The organism is Paenibacillus sp. FSL K6-1217, from assembly GCF_045040735.1.
Classification (GTDB): Bacteria; Bacillota; Bacilli; order Paenibacillales; family Paenibacillaceae; genus Paenibacillus_AQ.
Genome location: NZ_CP150271.1, coordinates 6,229,295 through 6,251,215 on the forward strand (window position 1 = coordinate 6,229,295; position 21,921 = coordinate 6,251,215).

Annotated in this window: 18 protein-coding genes; 17 read left to right on the plus strand and 1 reads right to left on the minus strand. The window is 54.6% G+C overall.

Annotated elements, in window-relative coordinates:
• Positions 1–46: 46 nt before the first annotated feature.
• Complete coding sequence (locus tag MHH28_RS27445) at positions 47–1,978, minus strand: beta-N-acetylhexosaminidase (protein ID WP_405107533.1); 1,932 nt, start codon at positions 1,976–1,978, stop codon at positions 47–49.
• Between the two features lie 84 nt (positions 1,979–2,062).
• Between MHH28_RS27445 and MHH28_RS27450 the strand changes: the two genes are divergently transcribed.
• The 17 genes from MHH28_RS27450 (at position 2,063) to MHH28_RS27530 (ending at position 21,572) form a co-directional block, all read left to right on the plus strand.
• Entirely contained in the window at positions 2,063–2,917 is an 855-nt protein-coding gene (locus MHH28_RS27450) for an AraC family transcriptional regulator (RefSeq protein ID WP_405107536.1), read from the plus strand.
• Positions 2,918–3,760: 843 nt separating this feature from the next.
• Positions 3,761–5,206, plus strand: coding sequence for a sensor histidine kinase (locus MHH28_RS27455; protein WP_405107539.1), 1,446 nt, complete (start codon positions 3,761–3,763; stop codon positions 5,204–5,206).
• A 23-nt stretch (positions 5,207–5,229) separates the two neighbouring features.
• Positions 5,230–5,865 carry a response regulator transcription factor gene (locus MHH28_RS27460; RefSeq protein WP_173136668.1) on the plus strand — a complete coding sequence of 212 codons (636 nt, stop codon included), beginning with the start codon at positions 5,230–5,232 and terminating at the stop codon, positions 5,863–5,865.
• A gap of 691 nt (positions 5,866–6,556) precedes the next feature.
• The gene (locus tag MHH28_RS27465) at positions 6,557–7,297 is read left to right on the plus strand and encodes a YveK family protein (protein ID WP_405107543.1); all 741 of its coding nucleotides are present in this window, start codon (positions 6,557–6,559) and stop codon (positions 7,295–7,297) included.
• Positions 7,281–7,922 (plus strand): CpsD/CapB family tyrosine-protein kinase, encoded by a 642-nt coding sequence (locus tag MHH28_RS27470; protein ID WP_405107546.1) that lies wholly within the window; start codon positions 7,281–7,283, stop codon positions 7,920–7,922. The genes MHH28_RS27465 and MHH28_RS27470 overlap by 17 nt, the downstream gene beginning before the upstream one ends.
• Before the next feature lie 46 nt (positions 7,923–7,968).
• Positions 7,969–8,859 carry a UTP--glucose-1-phosphate uridylyltransferase GalU gene (gene galU, locus MHH28_RS27475; RefSeq protein WP_405107549.1) on the plus strand — a complete coding sequence of 297 codons (891 nt, stop codon included), beginning with the start codon at positions 7,969–7,971 and terminating at the stop codon, positions 8,857–8,859.
• Positions 8,860–8,937: 78 nt separating this feature from the next.
• Positions 8,938–9,630 (plus strand): sugar transferase, encoded by a 693-nt coding sequence (locus MHH28_RS27480; RefSeq protein ID WP_405107552.1) that lies wholly within the window; start codon positions 8,938–8,940, stop codon positions 9,628–9,630.
• A gap of 24 nt (positions 9,631–9,654) precedes the next feature.
• Positions 9,655–10,590, plus strand: coding sequence for a glycosyltransferase (locus MHH28_RS27485; protein ID WP_405107555.1), 936 nt, complete (start codon positions 9,655–9,657; stop codon positions 10,588–10,590).
• 14 nt (positions 10,591–10,604) lie between these two features.
• Positions 10,605–11,951: an O-antigen ligase family protein gene (locus tag MHH28_RS27490; RefSeq protein WP_405107558.1), complete on the plus strand. Its 1,347-nt coding sequence runs from the start codon at positions 10,605–10,607 to the stop codon at positions 11,949–11,951.
• Complete coding sequence (locus tag MHH28_RS27495) at positions 11,948–12,721, plus strand: WecB/TagA/CpsF family glycosyltransferase (RefSeq protein ID WP_405107561.1); 774 nt, start codon at positions 11,948–11,950, stop codon at positions 12,719–12,721. The genes MHH28_RS27490 and MHH28_RS27495 overlap by 4 nt, the downstream gene beginning before the upstream one ends.
• A 30-nt stretch (positions 12,722–12,751) precedes the next feature.
• Positions 12,752–14,251 (plus strand): O-antigen ligase family protein, encoded by a 1,500-nt coding sequence (locus MHH28_RS27500; RefSeq protein WP_405107564.1) that lies wholly within the window; start codon positions 12,752–12,754, stop codon positions 14,249–14,251.
• Positions 14,217–15,596 (plus strand): oligosaccharide flippase family protein, encoded by a 1,380-nt coding sequence (locus tag MHH28_RS27505; RefSeq protein ID WP_405107567.1) that lies wholly within the window; start codon positions 14,217–14,219, stop codon positions 15,594–15,596. Before MHH28_RS27500 ends, MHH28_RS27505 begins: the two co-directional genes overlap by 35 nt.
• Before the next feature lie 261 nt (positions 15,597–15,857).
• On the plus strand, positions 15,858–16,712 hold the full coding sequence (locus tag MHH28_RS27510) for a glycosyltransferase family 2 protein (RefSeq protein ID WP_405107570.1): 855 nt from the start codon (positions 15,858–15,860) through the stop codon (positions 16,710–16,712).
• Positions 16,699–17,889: a glycosyltransferase family 4 protein gene (locus MHH28_RS27515; protein ID WP_405107572.1), complete on the plus strand. Its 1,191-nt coding sequence runs from the start codon at positions 16,699–16,701 to the stop codon at positions 17,887–17,889. Before MHH28_RS27510 ends, MHH28_RS27515 begins: the two co-directional genes overlap by 14 nt.
• Positions 17,886–19,025, plus strand: a complete 1,140-nt coding sequence (locus MHH28_RS27520; RefSeq protein ID WP_076078990.1) for a glycosyltransferase family 4 protein — start codon at positions 17,886–17,888, stop codon at positions 19,023–19,025. The genes MHH28_RS27515 and MHH28_RS27520 overlap by 4 nt, the downstream gene beginning before the upstream one ends.
• A gap of 101 nt (positions 19,026–19,126) precedes the next feature.
• Positions 19,127–20,227, plus strand: a complete 1,101-nt coding sequence (locus MHH28_RS27525) for a glycosyltransferase (RefSeq protein WP_405107575.1) — start codon at positions 19,127–19,129, stop codon at positions 20,225–20,227.
• 4 nt (positions 20,228–20,231) lie between these two features.
• Positions 20,232–21,572, plus strand: a complete 1,341-nt coding sequence (locus tag MHH28_RS27530; protein ID WP_405107578.1) for a UDP-glucose dehydrogenase family protein — start codon at positions 20,232–20,234, stop codon at positions 21,570–21,572.
• Positions 21,573–21,921 lie beyond the last annotated feature (349 nt).

The following is a 21,921-nucleotide window of genomic DNA, read 5'->3' on the forward strand; positions in this document are numbered from 1 at the left end:
TCTCCTAGTTAACAGCGGGGCTTGTTTTTTTGGCATGGAATGATGTTTACTCCACAGCCGCTCCACTCAGCTTAGCGGCAAGCGCAGCATATTCCCCCCGCAGGCGGACCAGCTTCGAGACACTTTGCTCCAGGCCGCCCAGCCGGTTGCGCCGGGTCCATAGCTGGCGGTACTGGTGGAGCAGCAGATCCAGGTCATGGATCAGCGCCTGGACCTGCGCTGCCTGGGGCTGCGAATCGGCTGCGGCGAGCTGCTGCTTGAGCCGGGTCAGCTGCACGGCATGCTTCACGAAGTGAATGCCGCTGCGCAGCTCCAGGATCACCAGCTCTGCATCGCTGCATTCCAGAACCGGCTGCTCAAGCCGGGCTTCAAGGCCAAGGATGTACTGCTCAAGCCTGTCAAGCTGCTCTACAGGCAGCTTCGTAGCCAGTTGCACATGCTCCAGATGGCTGCGCAGCAGCATAGACATCTCCGTGTCATTCGGGCGGACCGTGCCCGACTCCAGCTTATAGTAGTTCCCCAGATCTAGCAGCAATTGCCCGATGGTTTCTGAGCGGTCCTGGAAGACCGCCGTGTTCAGATAATGCGCCACATCCGCCTCCAGATTCCCCTCTACATTCCAGGCCAGTGCTGCCCCGTAGGCGAATCCGGCATAGCTGACCGGCAGCTGCTGCCAGTGGCCGAAATCACCCCAGTCGGTAATCAGGTAGCCGATAGCACCGTTTCTCTTGCCATGCACCGCAGCGCTGCGCAGATTGGCGAGCATGTTGTCGGTCCTGCCGGTGAGTGAGTTCCAGGAGCTGGTTCCCGGACAGACATAGAACGGGATGCCTGCTTCTTTGAATTTGCGGGTATCCGCTTCAAAAGGATGAGCCGCGCTGTACCCCCATTCCATGGCGATGATCTCCTTGGGCAGCCGGGGGATCAGCTCGGGATGCTGGATGATGATATCGCCCCAGAACTGCATGGTTTTGCCGCGCTGCTTGACCAGTTCGTGAATCTTCTGCAGGAAGGAGAGATATAGCTCGCCTTTGCCGGAAGACTCGGCCAGTGCCTGGCTTGCGCCAAGTCCCAGTTCATAGGTCTCATCACAGCCGACATTGAACATCTTCGAGCTGAAGTAAGGAAGGAGGTCATCGTACATCGTGCCCAGAAGCTTCAGCACCTCAGGCTCTTGCGTGTTGAAGGTTCCGGGATGCATAAACAGTCCGTCCGGGTATAAGTCGCTGTCATACATATGATCGGGGAGCATGAAGCCACCGGGGATCTCCGCCAGATGATTGAACTCCGGCCGGGTCAGCCAGCCCTCCATATGGCCGAAGCTGTTCTGGTTAGGCACCAGCTCAATGTAACGCTCGCGGCAGTAGGCATCCAGCAGCAGAATTTCATCGCCGGTCACCGGAGTCTCCAGCTCCCATACCTGCGGGAAGGACTCATAAGCGTACGGTGCTCCTTCTATATATAGCTGCAATTGATTCAGCTTCAGATCTGCCATGAGATCGATGATCCGGTACAGTGTATCCAGGGTGGGGATTTTGTTGCGGCTGATATCGAGCATGAGTCCTCTGGCCGTGAAATCCGGCTTATCTTCAATATGCAGATAAGGCAGATTCCGGCCGCACTGCTGCAGGAGCTGCTTCAGCGTTGCGGCTGCATAATAAGCGCCTTGCGGAGAACCGTAAGCGGCAGTGATGCCTTCTTCGTTAATGCGCAGCTCATAGGCCCCTTCTGTAAGCAGTGCGTTATAGCGGAAGGTACAAGCCGGAATGTTGGCAGGCCGCAGCCCAATGGACAGCGGCAGGCTGAGACGGATGACTCCGGAAGCCGTCTGCTGAAGCCTGCGGGCTGCGGGAAGCGCGGACACCTGGTCTTCACCGGCCAGCACAATGCGGCCCCGGGCGGGAAGCCGGAACAGACCTTCGGTTACCGTAATCTTGTGCGGCCGGGGAAAAAGCTGTAATTGAACAACATCAGACATAGCGTGGACACCTCTTATTCCTGTAGAATATGATCATCTTCATTACTAACTTATCACTCCTGAACACATGGAGGAATGCAATGTATGCTCAAGCTCATGGATTATATGATCAGTCCGTATCCTGTAAGGATTATTGACCCGAAGGTGGAGGCCGCAAGGCTGCGCCTGAAGTCGGTCCGCGTAGGTCAAGCCGGGCATCTGCCGGGAAGGACGCTGTATCGTACGGGTGTCACTTTTGAACACTGGGCACTTGTATATATAGTCGCGGGAGGCGGAACTTATACGGAGAACGGAGGACGAGAGCAGCAGGTGCGTGAGGGAAGCCTGTTTTTTTTCAGACCAGGCTGCAGCTACAGCTTCGGGCCCCCGCCTGGCGGGTATTGGGATGAATACTATATTAATTTCAGCGGAAGCCGGGTTACGGAATGGCTGGAGGCCGGAATGATTGCCGGTGGAGAGGTGACCCGGGGGTACAAGGCGGAAGGGCTGGAAGCGTCCTTTGAACAGGTGCTGGAGTACATGTCCGGAGGGATTCCCGGTGATGCGGACCGGGCTGCACTGCTGCTGGAAGAGATGCTGCTGGAATGCTCCCTGCAACTTCAGAGCGGCAGCCGCCAATGGCAGCAGGGGGCCATGCCGCTGATCCGCGAAGCGCTGAATGCCTGCATCTATGAGAAGCCGGATCTGCCGCAGATAGCCGAAGGCCTGCATCTCTCCATGTCTACCCTCCGCCGTACTGTGCGGCGGAACAGCGGCTACCCCCTGCACGAATATTTGCACCGGCTGAAGATGGCCGAGGCCAAGCATTTGCTGCTCAATACCTCCCTGCAGGTGCAGGAGATAGCGGGGATGCTTCATTATAGAGATAGTTTTTATTTCTCAAGGCTATTCAAAAAATATATGGGCCTCTCTCCACAGACCTGCCGCAATCACCTGTGACATAATAAACGACATATTTCTACTTTTTATCTTAAAATACCTCGAAAGAATGTCGTATTTTGCAGATTATTGTTGACACGCAGAAAAAGACAGTGCTATGCTTTAGATAATATTAGCAGTTCTAGAATAGTTCTTCTAGACTATGCCGGAGATGAGACTTTTGAGAGAGTATTACTGCATCAGTTGCCGCAGTCTCCATAAGGTGGAAGCACGCAGCCATACCTTACGTATTTTGTCCACCGGGTATCATATCGTTGGCGAACAACGCTATCAAATTTGTATATGCAATATGGCCAAGCAGCAGCAAGCCTTGCCGGCGGTGACCGAATAGACTGTGCCGTGTGAAATGACCCTGATGAGCGAAGACATACTGTCTTTTGAAGAGCCTGTCCCTGGTGGGAGAGGCTTTTTGTCTTACCCGGAGATGTGCTGGATAATTTTGCATACGCTATCATTTGGGGAGATGGATATAGTTGGTGCTTTTTTCATGAAAAAAGTATAATTATACCCATTTTATTTTCAAAGTAAACGCTATCATTAGAAATCGAAACTTGTTATTGTGATTTTTCTCATGTATGATGCTTTTAAACATAGCTTAGAATAAACTCGAATTTTCCACAAACTGGAGAATAGGGTGGTGGGATGAACATTAAACTAACAGTCGAAGACCGTACTATCGCCTTTTTCAGAATCTTTTCTTTGTCCCTCACATCGTTTATGTACCTCATAGTTCCTGCGGGGCCTTCCGTAATATACAAATCCCTACTCATCATTGTGTTATTCTTATTTGCCCAACTATTCCCGTACTATTACCGGAGGTTCCATGGAAGAGGCCGTACTCTAATGCTGCTGATCGGTATGGAGACGGCACTGATTGCGGTGTTGATGTTATTTACCGGAGGATACGATAGTCCTTTTAAGCTATACGTACTTAACCCTGTGCTGTTTGCTGCTGGGGCGCTCTCCTTTTATTTTGTCTGGATTCTGATCCTGGGCTATATTGCCATTGTGGCGGCATCCGGCTATACGGCTTCTGGTTTCCCCGGTCCTACCCTTGCTGAAATTATACTTGCCAACGGTAACCTGTTTCTAGCACTGGCTCTCGCGGTTATAGTTATGCAGATGGTTAAGGGGATAAAGCGGCAGCGGGAGGAAGCAAACGCGCGGACCAACGATACCATGGAACATATCAAATCGCTTTATCACATCGTGGAAACATCGAGCCAGCATGACTTCATGAATATTGGCCAAGTCATTACCGACTATGTGGTCAAGCTTACCAAGCTGGAGAAGGCCCTGTTCTGGTTCGCCAAAAAGAGCGGGGAGCCTGCTCCGCAGAGCCGCCAGACGGGCTGGCAGCAGGAAGAGGAGCGCTTTCTGTTCATGGAGCTGGAGAAGCATGAGCATGAATGGAGGCTGCAGCGTGAACCGGTCTTCAAGAGTATGCCGGGAATCGGCGACTTCCTGCTGATGCCGGTAAGAATGAGCACCAGGTTCGTCGGTATGATCGGCGTGAAGCTGGAAGCCTCGGAAGGGCTGGAGGGCCGCAGATGGTACATCCAGCAGCTGATGTTCCTGTCGGAGCTGAGTGCGATTATTCTTGAGCGCCATGAGCTGGGCGTGATCGAGAACCGGCTGATCATCACGAACGAGCAGAACCGGATCGCCGATGAGATGCACGACAGTGTCTCCCAGAGTCTGTTCGGCATCGTCTATGCGACCCATTCCCTGAAGCAGACCTGGCGCAAAATGTCTGAGCGGGAGCTGGAGGAGCAAATTGAGCTTATCCATGATTCAGCCACCAAGGTGGCCAAGGAGCTGCGGATTACAATCTACAGCCTCAGCTCCAAGAAGAGCGGCGGCCCGAGCTGGCTCGGGATGGTTCGCTCGCATCTGAAGAGCCTCTCCCGGCTTAACGATGTTGAGATTGAACTCAAAATAACGGGGGATGATTTCAGTCTCCCTTATCCTTACCACAAGGCACTCTTCCGGATTATCTCCGAAGCTACCGGCAATGCCATACGACATGGCGCTGCCAGCCGGGTGGATGTTGAACTGTCACTCAAGCCGAAATGGATCAGACTATCGATTGTCGACGATGGCGTCGGTTTCGATACGGACCTGATCTGGACTGAATCTGAGGATCACTCAGGTGGACTGGGAATGAAGAATATGCAATATCTGGCACAGTCCCTTGGAGGCGATTTCCAGTTGTCCAGCAGTGAGAATGCTGGGACCAGAATTTTAATCTCTATACCTGTCGGTGTGGCTGAACTGAAAAATGCATAAACTTTAGGCAGGAGGTCGTTCAAGTGAAAATCGTCATTGTTGATGATCACCCTTTGGTGAGAAGAGGATTGGCATCTGTAATCTCGATGCAGTCCAATCTGCAGTTTGCCGGCGAAGCAACGAATGGCCAGGAAGCTCTGCTCGTCATTGAGGAGATACAGCCTGATCTTGTGCTGATTGATCTGAAGCTTGCCGATGAATCGGGCCTGGATATTATCAAGGAAGCACGCGTACGCGGATTCTCATGCAAGTTCATCCTGCTTACGTCCTCAGCCAGCCGGGAAGATTTCCTGAAGGCGGAGGAAGTGCTGGTAGACGGTTACGTACTGAAGGAAGCACTGCCGGAGGAATTGCTGTTTGCGATTCAACTGGTGCATAAGGGCAGGAAGTATTATGATCCCGGGCTGATGGAAGACAAGATGCGGATGAGCGGCAATAGTCCTACGGATGAGCTGACACCCAAAGAGAAGGAAGTTCTGATTGAGCTGGGGCAGGGGGCTTGCAACCGCGAGATCGCTTCCCGCCTGTTCATCAGCGAATTCACCGTCAAGAAGCATGTCAGCCAGATTCTGGCGAAGCTGCAGGTGGCGGACCGGACACAGGCGGCACTGTATGCCAACGCTGTCGGGCTTACCAAATATGAGATGTCATACGATTAATAATTATCCCTATGAAGGATTCGGGGACGGAGCACGGACAATGTTGTCCGTGTTTTTTTGCGTTCCGGGAAATACGGAGTGGACCGGACACAGACCGGATGTATGCGAAAAACAGCATACATTATACTCGCAAGCGGTCACACGGCCCAAATGTATGCGAAAAACAGCATACATTGGACTCGCAAGCGGACACACGGCCCAAATGTATGCGAAAAACAGCATACATTGGACTCGCAAGCGGGCACACGGCCCAAACGTATGCGAAAAACAGCATACATTGGACTCGCAAGCGGGCACACGGCCCAAATGTATGCGAAAAACAGCATACATTATACTCGCAAGCGGGCCCACGGCCCAAATGTATGCGAAAAACAGCATACATTCTCCTCGCGCGGAATGCTGACACGAAGGTGCACCGGCATCCTTCACCCGGCTGGGTGATCTTTGTGTTTGGGCAAGTAAACACCTGAAGGAGGCAAGGCTCACCGAAGGTGTTAGCATTTTCCATGGATATGGTACTAAAGTATACCATCCACCCCCTCTGGCGGACCAATCGGAGTCACTCAAAAGTGAAGTGTAAAGTGATGCTAGGGGGCATGTGATAAATCCTGCGCATTGTTAGAATAAAAGCAAGACATCTGAAACTTTCATGATTGCTTTCAAAACGAACACAAGCGGAAGGAGGGTTACTGTGGAAAAGACGATTCTGGATTACATTAACCTGATAAAGAAAAAATTATGGTTAATCATGGTGTTTGTACTGATCTCCTGCGCCACCACCTTCTACGTCAGTAAAAACTTCGTTGCACCCGTCTACTCCGCCTCTGGACAGTTACTGGTCAACAACGTTGTAAATGTCCCCGAGAGCAACAATCTCAACGCACTGAACTTCAGTCTTAACCTCATCGAGAGCTATAAGGAAATCATGAAGTCGCCAACGATTATGAAGAGTGTTATCGCGGAGCACCCGGAGTTCGGTCTGACGGCGGGCCAGCTGGCTGCCAAGCTGCAGATCAAATCCTCGGACAAAAGCCAGGTGATTAATCTGAGCGTGGAGGATAAAGATTACGCTACCGCAGCTACGATTGTAAACGCGGTTTCGCAGACATTCATCCGCAGCCTGCCGGCTCTGATGAACCTGGATAATGTAACTTTCCTGACGCCGGCTGATCCTGCGGCACAGCCTCTGCCGGTCAACGGCGGGGTAACCATGAATATTCTCATCAGCTTCGTAGTGTCGCTGATGGCAGCAGTCGGAATCATCCTGCTGATGGAGACGCTGAACAGCACGCTGAGAAACGAGAAGGAAGCGGAATTCGACCTTGGCCTTCCGGTCATTGCCAGTATTCCAGCGATCCGCAAACGTGATTTCGGCAAAGCGGCGAATGACAAGGCAAGAGTAGGGGAGGGCAAATATGTTACGGCTGAATAGAAGTCTAATTACAGATATGAACCCGTCCTCGCATGTCTCAGAGTCCTTCCGCTCCCTGCGTACCTATATCCGCCAGCTCGGCTTGCTGAAGGGTACAGGCGGACAGGTGCTGCTCTTCACTTCAGCGGAGAGCGGCGAAGGCAAGACCACCATTCTCTCCAATCTGGCCGTATCCTTCGTTCAGGATGGCAAGAAGGTGGCGGTGGTGGATTGTAACCTGCGGAAGCCCGGCCTGCACAGCGTGTTCGATGTTGAGGGCAGCCAGGGACTGGCAGCGTACTTAAGCGGCTATGAGGAAGCCAAGGATGTTCTGGTGTACGGCAGCCTGGCGAATCTGGCGGTAATCCCTGCCGGAGTGAGCACGGTCAGCCCGCCGGATCTGCTCGGCAGCGAAAGAATGGCCGGGCTGCTTACGGAGCTGAAGGCCAGCTTCGATCTGGTTCTGCTGGATTCACCGCAGGCGGTGGATTACAGCGATGCACGGATTCTGGCCCCGCTCTCGGACGGGTTGATCATTGTAGCCAGACACGGCAGGACGAAGCGGGAAGCGCTCCGCAAGCTGAAAGGTCTCATGGAACAGACAGGTGTAAGGATTCTCGGGATTGCAATGAACCAGACCAAGTAGAACGCCGAACCGGCAATGTGAACGAAACTTTTGGGAGGTATGTGTGATGAAAAAGGTAAAAAAGGTAATTATCCCGGCGGCCGGGTTAGGCACACGTTTCCTTCCGGCTACCAAGGCGATGCCCAAGGAAATGCTGCCTATTATCAACAAACCGACGATTCAGTATATCGTGGAGGAGGCCATTGCCTCCGGGATCGAAGATATCATCATTGTAACCGGTAAGGGAAAGCGGGCGATTGAGGATCATTTCGACAATGCCTTCGAGCTTGAATCCAGGCTGCTGGAAGACGGTAAGCTGGAGCTGCTCAAAGAGGTGCAGCGCTCCTCCAAAGTGGAAATTCACTACATCCGGCAAAAGGAACCCAAGGGTCTCGGCCACGCCGTATGGTGTGCCAGACGGTTCATCGGCGATGAGCCGTTCGGCGTGATGCTCGGCGATGATATTGTCACCGGACAGGTCCCTTGCCTGAAGCAGCTGATCGACCAGTATGAGGAGACGCAGAATTCGGTCATCGGGGTGCAGGTCATTCCGGATGAATTCACGAACCGCTACGGGATTATCGAGCCGGATATGCAGGACGGAAAGCTCTACCGGGTGAACAATTTCGTAGAGAAGCCTCCGCTTGGAACAGCGCCTTCCAATCTGGCGATCATGGGCCGCTATGTATTTACCCCTAAGATCTTCAAGTATCTCGATCTTCAGGAGAAGGGCGCAGGCGGCGAGATTCAGCTGACGGATGCCATTCAGAAGCTGAACCAGAGCGAACGCGTCTACGCCTATAACTTCGACGGCACGAGATATGATGTCGGCGAACGGCTCGGTTATATTTTGACCACACTGGAATTTGCCCTTGCGAGCGAGGATTTACGCTATCAGGTCATGGATGCTATGGCAGAATGGCTGAACAAGGCGGGACAGACCACACTCAGCAGCTGAGAAGGTCCCCCGAAGCGATCGGCACAAGCCGGAGTCAAGAAGTAAGGCTGCATAAACCTTTACGAGAAATGAGGAGAGATGAGCATGCAAAAACTGCCGGAAGACTATGAGGCCGTCCTGCCGAAACTTTACATGCTGCATTCGGGTGAAGAAAGCAAGGGAATGGAATCCTATCTGGTCATGAAGCGGATCATCGACATCTTGTTCTCCGCTCTGGGGCTGCTGTTCCTGCTCCCGCTGTTCGCAGTGGTGGCTGTCCTGATTAAGCTGGAAGATCCGAAGGGCAAGGTGTTCTTCCGCCAGATGCGGGTCGGCAAGGACGAGAAATTGTTCCCCATGTACAAGTTCAGATCGATGGTGTCCAATGCCGAAGAGCTGAAGGCAAATCTAATGGCTTATAACGAAGTAAGCGGCGCGATGTTCAAGATCAAGAATGATCCCCGCATTACCCGGATTGGAAGATTCCTGCGCAAGACCAGTATTGATGAACTGCCGCAGCTCTGGAACGTGCTGATGGGGCATATGAGTCTGGTAGGTCCCCGTCCTCCGCTCGTTGAAGAGGTGGAGCAGTATACGGAATACGACAAACAGCGGCTGATGGTTACCCCGGGCTGCACCGGCTACTGGCAGGTGAATGCCAGAAACAGCGTCGGCTTCGACGAGATGGTTCAGCTCGATCTGACGTACATCCACATGCGCAGCACGATGCTGGATCTGAAGATTATTGTCAAGACCGGTCTGATGCTGCTCGGTTCCAAAAATGCTTATTAAAAATATGGAAATTAGGTGATGCCGATGTTTGTACACGGAGATGTACCTGAGATTTCCATTATCATCTGCACCTATAACCGGTCAGCTCTGCTGGTCAAGACTCTTCATTCGCTGCTGCCGCTGGAGAATTTGCACCAGGCCGAAATCATCGTTGTGGATAACCAGTCCACAGATGATACGGCGGCCGCCATTAAGGGGTTCATCAGGACCTATGGTGATGATATGGATATCCGTTATCTGCTGGAGCCGGTTCAAGGGCTGTCGGCCGCGCGGAACACAGGGATTTTGGCTTCCAAATCGCAGCTCATCGCGTTCCTGGATGATGATGCAATTCCTTGCCGGACCTGGATTACGACTATTGTCAGCACTTTTGCGGATAAGCCGGAGGTGATGGCTATGGGCGGCAAGATCGCTCCGATCTTCGAGAGCAAACGTCCGGACTGGCTGATCAAGCCGTTCGAGCTTCCTTACACGATTGTCGATCTGGGGGGCCGGATCAGAGAGTATCCGAAGCGGCTTCACCCTTGCGGTGCCAACATGGCGATGCGCAAGCCGGTGTTCGATATCAGCCTGTTCCCGCTGGAGCTGGGCCGCAAGGGCGACTCGCTGCTCTCGGGTGAAGAGACCTGGCTGTTCAGCCAGCTTCAGCAGGAGGGGCATTCGATTCTCTATCATCCCGAGATGGCCGTGGATCATTTCGTTCCGGCGAACCGTCTGACGGAGGACTGGATCATGAAGCGGTATTACAGCCAAGGCATATCGAACGCCATGAAAAGTGAAGGAATGAAGGGACACCTGCTGCTCCTGGGCAAGACAGGTGCCAAAGTGATTTACATTCTGGCAGATTCCGTTCTCGCCCGCAGTAAGGGAAGAAGACTGCTGAATAAGTGCCGGCTGGAGAGTATTCGCGGAACTCTCCATATGATTCTTAACCGGAAGAGGGAATCCGCAGCGGGGTGAGGGGAGGACGTGCGATGACCAATTTTGAGTGGGGCTCCAAAATAAATAGTCTGCCATACGGAATGCTCTATCTCGTAACTGCACTGTTCCTGGGAACAGCCGTCATCTTCCAGCCGGTCATCGCAGTCGCTGCCGTATTCTTCATTCTGCTGCTGGTTGCCTCCATATCACGCCCTGAGCTAATCAGCTATTTCGTTCTGCTGACCACGGCAGTCTCGATTAACTTCCTGTACAGCGGCAGTATGTTTGGTATTGAGATCCTGTCGCTCTACAAGCTGGTTATTCTGATGCTGCTCGTGCCGTGTATTCTGGTCAATGGCCTGAAGTTCAGGCTCAGCCCTCCCTTATGGGCGATGCTGGCTCTGATCCTGCTCACGTTCAGCTTCTCCATCTGGCTGCCGGAGATGAGCGCATCCATTGCAGTCAAAGCCTTCATCGGGCTGTCCCTGCCTTTCGTCCTGCTGCTGATCAACTGGAAGAAGGAAGTCGCCGAGAAGCAGATCCGGATCATTACCCTGCTGCCTCTGGTCAGCATGCTGATTGGCGTAGTGCTCCAGGCTGCGAATCTGCATTCACTTGTAGCCGTCGAGTTCACTGGCGCGGTGCGGGTGCAGGGGGCGAACATTCCGCCCCATCTGGCAATGCTGGCCTTCATGGGTGTGGCGATCGCGTTCATTGAGATCAAGCGCAGTCCGCAGTATACCCGGTTCAATTACATCATGCTGGGCCTGAATTTCTTCATTCTGGTGATCACAGGAACACGCGGCCCGATTCTCGCTCTGGTCCTGATGGTGCTCTATTACTTCTATGACATCTCCCGCGCTTTTCTGAAGGGCAAGAAGAAGTACCTGATCCCGCTGCTGTGCTCGCTGCTGGTCATCACCGCGGCGGTATACATGCAGCTCGACAACATCAAGAAGCGCTCCTTCGAACGGACGACCGAGACGGGAATTGACCTGTCGGGGCGGGCGGAGGCCTGGGAGTACTTCCTGAACAAGGCGGCGGATTCGCCGCTTGCGGGACGGGGGCTTGGGGCTGTGACGGTGGCGAATGACGGAACGCTCTACGGAGGGTTCGTGGTTCCGCATAACGAATATATCCGCTTCTACTATGACGGGGGATACTTCGGGGCCATCCTGCTGCTGCTGTCCTTGCTCGCTGTGTTTCTTATGGTATACAGAGTTCTTTTGCCGGCGGTCAAACCCTATTATCTGCTCTTTATTGCAGCATTTCTGATCTATTCTTTCACGGATAACACGCTGTCGACGGTCCAATTCATCATTCCGTTCTGTTGGTACCTGAACTGCCTGTATCGATCTTCACAGCTGGCCGATTCCCCACAAAAAGAAGTGATACGATGAACCAAGTGAACATGTTCGATGTCAATTTCGATAACTATGATTTCATGGACCTGCTGGATTACATCGACAGAACCATTCAGGAGAGGAACCAGTCCTATATCCTGACCTGTAATGTCGACCATGTAATCAAGCTGCGCAAGGACAAAGAGTTCCGGGAAGTGTATTCCGAAGCAGGCGCCGTGGTAGCGGACGGGATGCCGATCATCTGGGCGTCCAAGATGCTCGGCAAGCCGCTGAAGCAGAAGGTGTCCGGCGCTGACCTGTTCAGCCGCCTGGGCAATGCGTTCGAACAAAGGCAATACCGGTTGTTCTTCCTGGGTGCCGCCGAGGGTGTGGCGGAGCAGGCCACGAAGAATCTGAAGGCCGCCTTCCCGGGCATCAATGTAGTGGGCTGTTACTCTCCTTCCTACGGCTTTGAGCACAACGAAGAAGAGAATCAGCGGATTATCCAGATGCTGACCGAGAGCCAGCCTGACATTGTGTTCGTAGGGGTAGGCGCACCGAAGCAGGAGAAGTGGATCTATCGCCACTATACCTCTTATCAGGCGCCGGTCTCGATCGGCGTGGGCGCAACCTTTGACTTCCTGTCAGGCTCGGTGAAGCGGGCCCCGGATTTCATGCAGAGAACCGGCATGGAATGGCTCTGGAGGCTTAGCCAGGAGCCGGGCCGGCTATGGAAAAGATACCTTGTCGATGATGCCCAGTTCCTGGTGCTGCTGCTCAAGGAGCTGCGTAAACGGGGCAAGGTGAAGAACGGAAACAAAGATTGAAGCGAAGCGGCGAAAGACGGGAGGCAGGGAATGAAGATGCTAAGCAGAGATGAGAATAGTCTGAATCTTCCATCGGCACAAGCCGTGAAGTCGGCCGCAGTGATGACCCTGATCTGCGCCTTGGGGCTGGCCCTGCCATTGCTAATCGGTTTTGCCAGTGCGAACCTGAGCCCGTCGAACAGCCTGCAGGGCGTCATTCTGGCAGGCATCCTCTTTCCGGCATTCCTGCTGGCCCTGCTGAACCCGCGCCTGCTCATCCCGTATACCTTGCTGATCTGGGCGGTTGCCCCCGAGCTGCGGCGGATCGCAGACTGGTACGAAGGCGTGTATCACTCCGTCTCCCTGCTCAGTCTGGCTCCGCTGCTGACCGGAGCGACCCTGGCGATTCCGGTGCTGAGGGAAATTCACCGGATTCGCAAATCCTCCACCCGGATCATTCTGCTGTTCTCGATCGCACTGGCCTATGGCGCTTTGATTGGCCTGGCGAAGAACGGCATCGGCTCGGTATATGACCTGGCGAATTACATCGTACCGCTGCTGCTGATTCCGTTCTTCGCGGTAACGCCGTTTAAGCCGAAGGATATAGACCGGCTGCTGTATGCTTTTGCCAACATTGCCGTGCTGGTTGCGATCTACGGAATCGTGCAGTATCTGACCGTTCCTCCCTGGGACGCCTTCTGGATGCGGCATGCCGATATGATCTCGATCGGGACTCCGTATCCGCTGGAGATCCGGGTCTTCTCGACCCTGAACTCCCCGGGTCCGGCAGCAACCTTCCTGGTCTTCGCCCTGGTGCCGATGATTCTGGAGAAAAGATGGCAGGGCACGCTGCGCTGGCTCGGTGTTCTGCTCGTAGTGGTCTGCCTGCTGACTACGCTCGTCCGGTCCGCATGGCTGGTCCTGCTGGTGATGCTGCTGGTCTACATCGCTTCCTCTCCCTCCAAGGGCAAATGGAAGACCTTGCTCCAGCTGGTATTCGTGGCAGCCGCACTGTTCTGGATTGTTCCGAAGCTCCCCGGAGCAGAGGGGCTGGTGGCCCGGATGGAGACGCTGACCTCCGTACAGGAGGATCATTCCTACAAGGAACGCCTCAGCCTCTGGACCAACATGCTGCCCATGGTGGCAGGCAATCCGGTAGGGCAGGGGATCGGCAGTGTAGGCCAGGGCACGAAGCTCGCCAACGGCGGAGAGCTGGGGGAATACGGGAACATGGACAACGGCTTCATCGCGCTGCTGCTGACCTTCGGCGTACTCGGCGCCTTATTCTTCTTCGGGGCGCTCGGTGCGGTGATCAAAGAGATCGGCGTCCGAGTGACCCGCAGGAATGAGCTGCAGCCATACGCCAGGCTGGCGCTGGCGGCGTGGATGGGGGCTGTAGCCAGCCTGATATCGGATAACGGTTTTCCCGGTCTTAAGGGATATCTGATCTGGATGCTGATCGGACTTGGCCTTGGCGCCAAGGAGCTCACTCAAAGCAGAAAGAAGGGAATACCGCATGCAGCAGTCAAGCGCCAAATCACTACCCGCTAACCGGGTATGGTCCACCTTCCGGAGATTCACGAAGAGTAAGGACAATAGCTCGGCTGCTGTCAAAACGATGTTCGTCAGCGTGCTGATCCTGCTGGTCAATATGCTGACCGGCGTGCTGACCGCCCGTTATCTCGGCCCGACAGGCCGGGGGGAGCAGACCGCCATGGTGAACTGGTCGCAGTTCCTGGCGTTCAGTATGAGCTTCGGCATCCCCTCGGCGCTGATCTATAACGCCAAGAAGAATCCGCAGGAAGCCGGGGTGCTGTACCGGATTGCCCTGATGATCGGCCTTACGTTCGGAACCATCGCCATGACGGTCGGGATACTCGTGCTGCCTTATTGGCTGGGGTCCTTCAGTCATGAGGTAGTGGTCTTCGCCCAGTGGTCGATGATTCTCTGCCCGCTGATTGTAGTGTCGCAGATCAACAACGCAGCCTTCCAGTTCAGGGGGGACTACAAGACCTTCAACTGGATGCGGTATCTGGTGCCGCTGCTGACGCTGGGAGCCATCGGCATTCTGATCCTGACCGGATACATGAATCCTTATACAACTGCACTGGCCTATCTGGTTCCGTCCGTACCGCTGTTCATCGGGATGACCATCCTGCTGCTGCGGACCTATAAGGTCAAGCTCCGGGATTCCTACCGCAATTTCAAAAGATTGTTCACCTACGGTCTGGGCTCCTACGGGAACGACCTGCTCGGACAGTTCTCGGTATACATAGACCAGATCATCATTGCCGGACTGCTCAGACCGGCAGATCTGGGGCTCTATGCGGTAGCGGTAAGCCTGTCGCGTATGGTCAACTTCTTCGCCAATTCGATCACGGTGGTGCTCTTCCCGAAGGCCTCCGAGATGTCGAAGGACGAAGCGGTCGCCCTTACCTTCAAGGCTTTCCGGATCAGTACTACCTGTACTCTGCTTGGCGCAGTCTTCCTGATGCTGGTAGCGCCCTTTGTCATCCCGCTGCTCTACGGCAAGGATTTCAACACCGCGCTTACCGTGTTCCGCCTGCTGCTGCTGGAAGTGACCATCAGCGGCGGGACGCTGATTCTGGCCCAGGTATTCATGGCGCTGGGCAAGCCGAAGTTCGTATCCATCCTGCAGGGGGTCGGCCTGATCCTGGTGATTCCGCTGCTGTTCCTGCTGGTGCCGAAGTTCGGATTGTTCGGAGCCGGGGTAGCGATGCTCGCTTCAGCTGTATTACGGTTCCTGTTCATTATTCTTAATATCAAGTACAACCTGAAGGTGAAGCTGCCGCGGCTGCTCATTAACGCCCAGGACCTTCAGTGGATGAAGACGACGATGAATTCGTATATTCGCAAGAAACCTATGGATGTGTAGCAGTTAAGTAACTAGTTGTTTTGGCGAGCCGAGTACACGAGGCGAGCCCTTATCTGCTTAAAAAACCAAGGGACGGTGCTTGGAGAAGCGGAGAGAAAATTTGGAGCTGTAGGAGCGTTAGCGTCCGCCTTTGTTCTCTGATTTCACCCGCCATCAGCGGCTCAATCAAGGAAATCAGAGAACAACAGCGGCCGGAAGCCCAAACTTTTCTCGCAGCGACGACACACGCCGGACCCTACCAGGCAAAGGAGGATACCTATCATGGATTCAGTAACAAGCGTGCTTGGCGGCCGGGGCAGTTACCCGATCTCGGCGGTCATCATTGCCCAAGACGACGAAGTTCGGATCTCCAAAGCGATTCAGTCCTGCCGGTTATTCGCCGATGAGGTGGTCGTAATCGACGGAGGAAGCAAAGACGGGACAGTAGGGCTATCCGAGAGCCTGGGATGCCGGGTGTATGTCAACCCATGGCCCGGATATGCGAAGCAAAGGGAATTCGGAGTGGAACGCGCCATCCATGATTGGGTCTTCCTGATTGATACCGACGAAGTGGTCAGCGAGGAGCTGGGCCGGGATATCCTGGAGCGCAAGCCGGGGCTGACCGATGCTACAGTGGCGTTCTCACTGTACCGGATTGGTGATTTTCTCGGCAAATGGCTGGATAAGGGCGAGTATCTGGTGCGGCTGTATAACCGCAAGGAATACGGTATCCGCAATTCTCTGGTGCATGAGATGCCCGAGGTGTCCGAGGAGCGGACCGTGAAGCTGAATGGAACGCTGTGGCATCAAGGCTTCCGCAGCATCAACGATCATGTGGCCCGGTTCAACAAATACACCGATCTGGAAGCAGAGAGTGCGTTCGCCAGCGGCAAGCCGTTCAAGCTGAGTCATCTGCTGCTGCGTCCGCCGGCACGGTTCCTGCAGAAGTATTTCCTGCATGGCCTGTTCAAGAAAGGCATCTCGGGCTTCGCGGTATCCGTCTTCTGGGTGATGTATGAATTCATGGTCGGCTTCAAGCATTACGAATTGCACAGCGCAGGCAGGCTGGCCCGGCATAACGAAGCGGGCCAGGCCGAGAAGGAAAATAAGGGGGAGAGAAGCTATGTCGTACAATGACGGACTCAACATTATGACGACCGGCCTCAGCTGGCCCTCATTACAGCCCGGAGGACTGAATACCTATTTCAAATCCGTGTGTGAGCAGCTCTCCTCACGGAACCGGGTGCATGCCCTGATCTGCAGCCAGGAGACGCCGGAGACCCCGAAGGAACTGATCATCCACAATGCCGGTGATCCGAAGGAGACGATCTGGAAGCGCAAGGATGCCTTCCAGCGCAAGGCGGCCTCCCTGATGGGCGATGGCAGCGGGCGGATTGATATCCTCTACACCCACTTCGCGCCTTACGGCATCGGGCCGGCAATTGAAGCGAAGAAGCGGGGGATTCCGGTGGTGATGACCTTCCACGGGCCCTGGAACGAAGAGATGAAGATCGAAGGTCAAGGCATCAAGCATAAAGTCAAAACAACGATTGCCAAATCGATTGAACATAAGGCTTACAAGCTGGCGGACAAATTCATTGTCCTCAGCGATTACTTCCGTAATATGCTGCACGAGCTGCACGGCGTGCCCCTGCACAAGATTACCGTCATTCCCGGAGCGGCCAATGTCGAGCGGTTCACGCCCGCCACGAACCGGCTGGCGGTCCGCCGGACGCTGAATCTGCCGGAAGGCGCAACAACGGTCCTGACCGTCCGCAGACTGATGAACCGGATGGGGCTGCTGCAGCTGCTTGAAGCCTGGAAGCAGGTATCCGAGCGGTTCCCGAATGCGATTCTGCTGATCGGGGGCAAGGGTCCGCTGCGCGGGGAGCTGGAAGAGAAAATATCCGATTACGGGCTGGGCAACAAGGTCCGGCTGCTCGGCTACATTCCCGATCATGAGCTGGCTTCGTATTATCAGGCAGCCGACATGTTCGTGGTTCCTTCCCAGGCACTGGAAGGCTTCGGCCTGATCACCGTTGAAGCGCTGGCCTCCGGACTTCCGGTAATGGCAACACCTGTCGGCGGCAACAAGGAGATCCTTCAGGGCTTCCGCCCGGAGCTGCTGTTCAAGAGTGCAGCCAGCGACGATATGGCGGAAGGTATGATTCATATGCTGAGCAACCGCAAGCTGCTGCCGGGCCGGGAGGAATGCCGGAATCATGTGCTGGAGAAGTACACCTGGCAGCATGTAGGCGATCAAGTAGAGTCTGTATTCCTCGAAACCTTGGGAAAGGGTGTGAGCGTAGGATGATCAAAGTCGCTTATATCGACCACACCGCCAAATGGAGCGGAGGAGAGGTCGCCCTGTTCAACATCCTCACCAACATCGGTGAGCAGATTGAGCCGCTGGTCATCCTGGCGGAAGAGGGGACGCTTGCTGAACGCCTGCGGGAGAAGGGCATCGATGTCCGCATTATCCCGCTGGATGAGAGCATCCGCAGCCGCGGCCGCAATGCCGTGAACCTCGGCGCTCCGGCGGCAGCGATGAAGCTGCTGGCGTATGGCCGCAAGCTTGCCCCGCTGCTGAAGGAAGAGAAGGTGGATTGTGTGCATACCAATTCATTGAAATCGGCCTTCTACGGAGCAGTCGCTGCCAAAAAAGCGGGCGTGCCGCTGATCTGGCACATCCGGGACCACATCGGAGCGCCTTATCTGAAGCCGGTTGTCGCCAAGGCGATCCGGCTGCTGTCACGCCTGCTGCCGAACGGGGTCATTGCCAATTCCCATTCCACGCTGAATGCGCTGGAGCTGCCGCGCTCGAAGAAGACGCTGGTCGTCTACTCGGCGTTCGCCAAGGCGATCGGCGAAGGGATCGGCAAGCGGGATCAGAAGGACTTCAACGTCCTGCTGGTCGGACGGCTTGCCCACTGGAAGGGCCAGCATATTGTGCTGGAAGCGGCCAAGGCCTTCAAGCAGGACAGCCGGGTGAAGTTCTGGCTGGCCGGCGACGCCCTGTTCGGGGAAGAGGAATACAAGCAGGAATTAATTGCGCAGATGCAGCAGGGGGACATCACCAATGTCAGCCTGCTGGGTCATGTAGATGATATACAAGGACTCATGAACCAAGCGGATCTGTTGATCCATACGTCAATTACCCCTGAGCCGTTCGGCCAGGTCATCGTCGAAGGCATGGCAGCCGGACTGCCGGTAATTGCCTCCAATGAAGGCGGACCGGTAGAGATCGTGGTTCCTGGTGAGACAGGACTGCTGATCCAGCCGGGAGATGCTACTGTACTTGCAGACTCCATCACCTGGATGCTGAACCATCCCGAAGAGCGTAGACGGATGGCGGACAATGGAATGAGACGGGTGAAAGAGCATTTTGTCATCGAGAATACGGTCAAGGATATTGTCGCTTACTACAAAGGTCTGCTGGCAGTCACCTGACCTTCCCGCTCCATAATGCTTAAGGCTTGCATCATATCTGTCTCTAACCATGCGTGTACTGCTTAATGATGCTGCTCCATCAAACTTTGAGGATGATTCACATGAAAATTGCGATAGCGCACGATTATTTAATCCAGATGGGCGGGGCGGAACGGGTGGTGGAGGTTTTCCATCACATGTACCCGGAAGCTCCGATCTTCACAACGGTTTTTAACGGAAGCCGCCTGACCGATAACCTCAAAGACGCCGATATCCGGGCCTCCTGGCTGCAGAATATTCCGGGAGTGAAGCGTAATTTCAAAGGGGTGCTGCCGCTCTATCCCATGGCTGTCCGCGATTTGGACTTCAGCGGGTATGATATCGTTCTTAGCTCCAGCAGTGCTTTTATGAAAAGCATCCAGGTGCCCGAGTCCACCTTCCATCTGTGTTACTGCCATACCCCCATGCGCTTCGCCTGGGACTATGACACTTACATGGAACGGCAGTCGAATTCCGGATTGTTCAAAAGACTGCTCAAGGTGTATATGCAGCGGCTCAAGAACTGGGATCAGCGCACCTCCAAAAATGTCAACCAGTTCGTCGCCAACTCGTCTGTCGTGAAGACACGGATTCAGAATTATTACCACCGGGATTCCGATGTGATTTTCCCGCCGATCAATACGGCCCGCTTCTCCAGCTCCTCGACCATTGGAGATTATTATCTGATTGTCTCGCGGCTGGTCTCCTACAAGCGGATCGATCTGGCGGTGGAGGCGTTCAACCGTAACGGCCTGAAGCTGTATATTGTCGGGGACGGACCGGACCGGAAGCGTCTGGAAGGCATGGCCAAGGGGAATGTATCGTTCCTGGGCCGGCTGGAGGATGAGGAAGTCACGGGGCTGATGTCCCAGTGCCGGGCGTTTGTTTTTCCCGGGGAAGAGGATTTCGGTATTACGCCGCTGGAGGCGAATGCCGCAGGAAGGCCGGTCATCGCCTATCAGGCCGGAGGAGCGCTCGACACGATTATTCCTTACGTCAACGGCGTATTCTTCCAGCACCAGGAAGTTGATGATTTGCTTAAGGCCATTGATGAGGTGGAGTCCTATGCGTGGGATATCGACCAGATTATGGGCCATGCACGCAAATTCGATGAGCAGGCGTTTATGGTTCAGTTCAAGCAGTATGTGGAACAGGCCTACGTCAATTTCCTAAAAGGAGGATGAAAGTATGAAACTCGCAGTAATTGGTACCGGCTATGTAGGACTTGTATCAGGGGTGTGCTTTACCCTTAACGGAAATCATGTCATCTGTGTGGATAAGGATGAACAGAAGATCGAGAAGCTGAACCGGATGGAATCCCCGATCTATGAGCCGGGCATTGAGGCCCTGATCGAAATGAATCTGCGCGAGGGGCGGCTGAGCTTCTCCTCCGATCTTCAGGAGTCGGTCCGCCGTTCCGATATTGTCATTCTTGCTGTGGGTACCCCTTCACTGCCGGGCGGCGAAGCGGATCTGAGATATATCGAAGGGGCGGCTGCCGAGATTGCCCAGGCGATGGAAGGCTACAAGATCATTATGACCAAGTCGACCGTACCTGTCGGCACCAATGAGCGAATCCGCCAGCTGATCTCCTCCCTCACGAATCATCCCTTCGATATCGTCTCTGCGCCTGAATTCCTCCGCGAAGGCTCTGCGATCCGTGACACGCTTCATCCCGACCGGATTGTCATCGGACTCGATAACCCTGCGCTTGAGCCGACCATGCGCGAGCTTCATCAGGGGTTCACAGACAACGTATTCGTTACGGATATCCGCAGCGCCGAGATGATCAAGTATGCCTCCAATGCGTTTCTGGCGACGAAGATCTCGTTCATTAACGAAATTGCCAACATTTGTGAAAAAGTAGGAGCGGATGTCACCGAGGTGGCAGGCGGCATGGGGATGGACCGGAGAATCGGAGCTACCTTCCTGCAGGCCGGTATCGGCTATGGCGGCTCCTGCTTCCCGAAGGATACCAATGCGCTGATCCAGATTGCCGGCAACGTGGATTATGAGTTCAAGCTGCTCAAATCGGTCGTTGAAGTCAATAAAGGCCAGCGCTTCATGATTATCTCGAAGCTCCATGAATCGCTGGGCAGCCTGCGCGGCGCAGTCATCGGGATCTGGGGACTTGCCTTCAAGCCCAATACCGATGATGTCCGTGAGGCCCCGGCCCGCGAGATCGTCGAGGCGCTGGTTGCCGAAGGCGCCATCGTCAAGCTGTACGATCCGATTGCGGCCGATAACTTCCGCAAGGAATACGATCATCCGCAGCTCCACTGGTGCGGACTCGCAGAAGAGGCGGCCGAGGGCAGCGATGCCGTCTGCCTGCTGACCGACTGGAGCCAGTTCAAGGAGATCAACCTGCACCAGCTCGCCGGAACCATGCGCCGCCAGGTGCTGATTGACGGCCGTAATGTCTACACCAAGGAGCAGATCGAAGGCACCGGCCTGGAGTACATCTCCGTCGGCCGCCCGCAGATGGGTGGGCTTAGCGGCTTCTCCGCCAGCGTGGCTGGGGCGATCTAAGGCCGGCTCAGCCTTGCTGAACGCGCCACGCCGAAAGTCGGCTGGGCGGTGGATGAGAGGGATAGATCCCCTTGAATGTACCGAAAGCGGGCTGCACGGTGAAATGAAGAGCACAAGTGCACCTGAATCCCGGGAAAGTTGGCTAAACGAGCAAATGAGGAGCACAAGTGCACCTGAATCCCGGGAATGTTAGCTAAATGAGCAAATGAAGAGCACAAGTGCACCTGATTTCTCAAGTGTGGTTAACTAACTAGCTTCAGCCGCCGCTAACTTGAGCGGCGAGCCCTTGGCACAAGAGTCTTGAATTCCGGTCTTGAATCCTGATCTTGGATTCCATTGTCTTGGAACT

What these genes read in the sequence shown, in the direction of transcription:
- MHH28_RS27510 (WP_405107570.1), top strand. Translation starts at nt 15,858, where the DNA reads ATGGATTCAGTAACAAGCGTGCTTGGCGGCCGGGGCAGTTACCCGATC.
- galU (WP_405107549.1), top strand. Translation starts at nt 7,969, where the DNA reads ATGAAAAAGGTAAAAAAGGTAATTATCCCGGCGGCCGGGTTAGGCACA.
- MHH28_RS27450 (WP_405107536.1), top strand. Translation starts at nt 2,063, where the DNA reads ATGCTCAAGCTCATGGATTATATGATCAGTCCGTATCCTGTAAGGATT.
- MHH28_RS27530 (WP_405107578.1), top strand. Translation starts at nt 20,232, where the DNA reads ATGAAACTCGCAGTAATTGGTACCGGCTATGTAGGACTTGTATCAGGG.
- MHH28_RS27455 (WP_405107539.1), top strand. Translation starts at nt 3,761, where the DNA reads ATGCTGCTGATCGGTATGGAGACGGCACTGATTGCGGTGTTGATGTTA.
- MHH28_RS27485 (WP_405107555.1), top strand. Translation starts at nt 9,655, where the DNA reads ATGTTTGTACACGGAGATGTACCTGAGATTTCCATTATCATCTGCACC.
- MHH28_RS27480 (WP_405107552.1), top strand. Translation starts at nt 8,938, where the DNA reads ATGAGCATGCAAAAACTGCCGGAAGACTATGAGGCCGTCCTGCCGAAA.
- MHH28_RS27470 (WP_405107546.1), top strand. Translation starts at nt 7,281, where the DNA reads ATGTTACGGCTGAATAGAAGTCTAATTACAGATATGAACCCGTCCTCG.
- MHH28_RS27520 (WP_076078990.1), top strand. Translation starts at nt 17,886, where the DNA reads ATGATCAAAGTCGCTTATATCGACCACACCGCCAAATGGAGCGGAGGA.
- MHH28_RS27490 (WP_405107558.1), top strand. Translation starts at nt 10,605, where the DNA reads ATGACCAATTTTGAGTGGGGCTCCAAAATAAATAGTCTGCCATACGGA.
- MHH28_RS27495 (WP_405107561.1), top strand. Translation starts at nt 11,948, where the DNA reads ATGAACCAAGTGAACATGTTCGATGTCAATTTCGATAACTATGATTTC.
- MHH28_RS27445 (WP_405107533.1), bottom strand. Translation starts at nt 1,978, where the DNA reads ATGTCTGATGTTGTTCAATTACAGCTTTTTCCCCGGCCGCACAAGATT.
- MHH28_RS27525 (WP_405107575.1), top strand. Translation starts at nt 19,127, where the DNA reads ATGAAAATTGCGATAGCGCACGATTATTTAATCCAGATGGGCGGGGCG.
- MHH28_RS27500 (WP_405107564.1), top strand. Translation starts at nt 12,752, where the DNA reads ATGAAGATGCTAAGCAGAGATGAGAATAGTCTGAATCTTCCATCGGCA.
- MHH28_RS27505 (WP_405107567.1), top strand. Translation starts at nt 14,217, where the DNA reads ATGCAGCAGTCAAGCGCCAAATCACTACCCGCTAACCGGGTATGGTCC.
- MHH28_RS27515 (WP_405107572.1), top strand. Translation starts at nt 16,699, where the DNA reads ATGTCGTACAATGACGGACTCAACATTATGACGACCGGCCTCAGCTGG.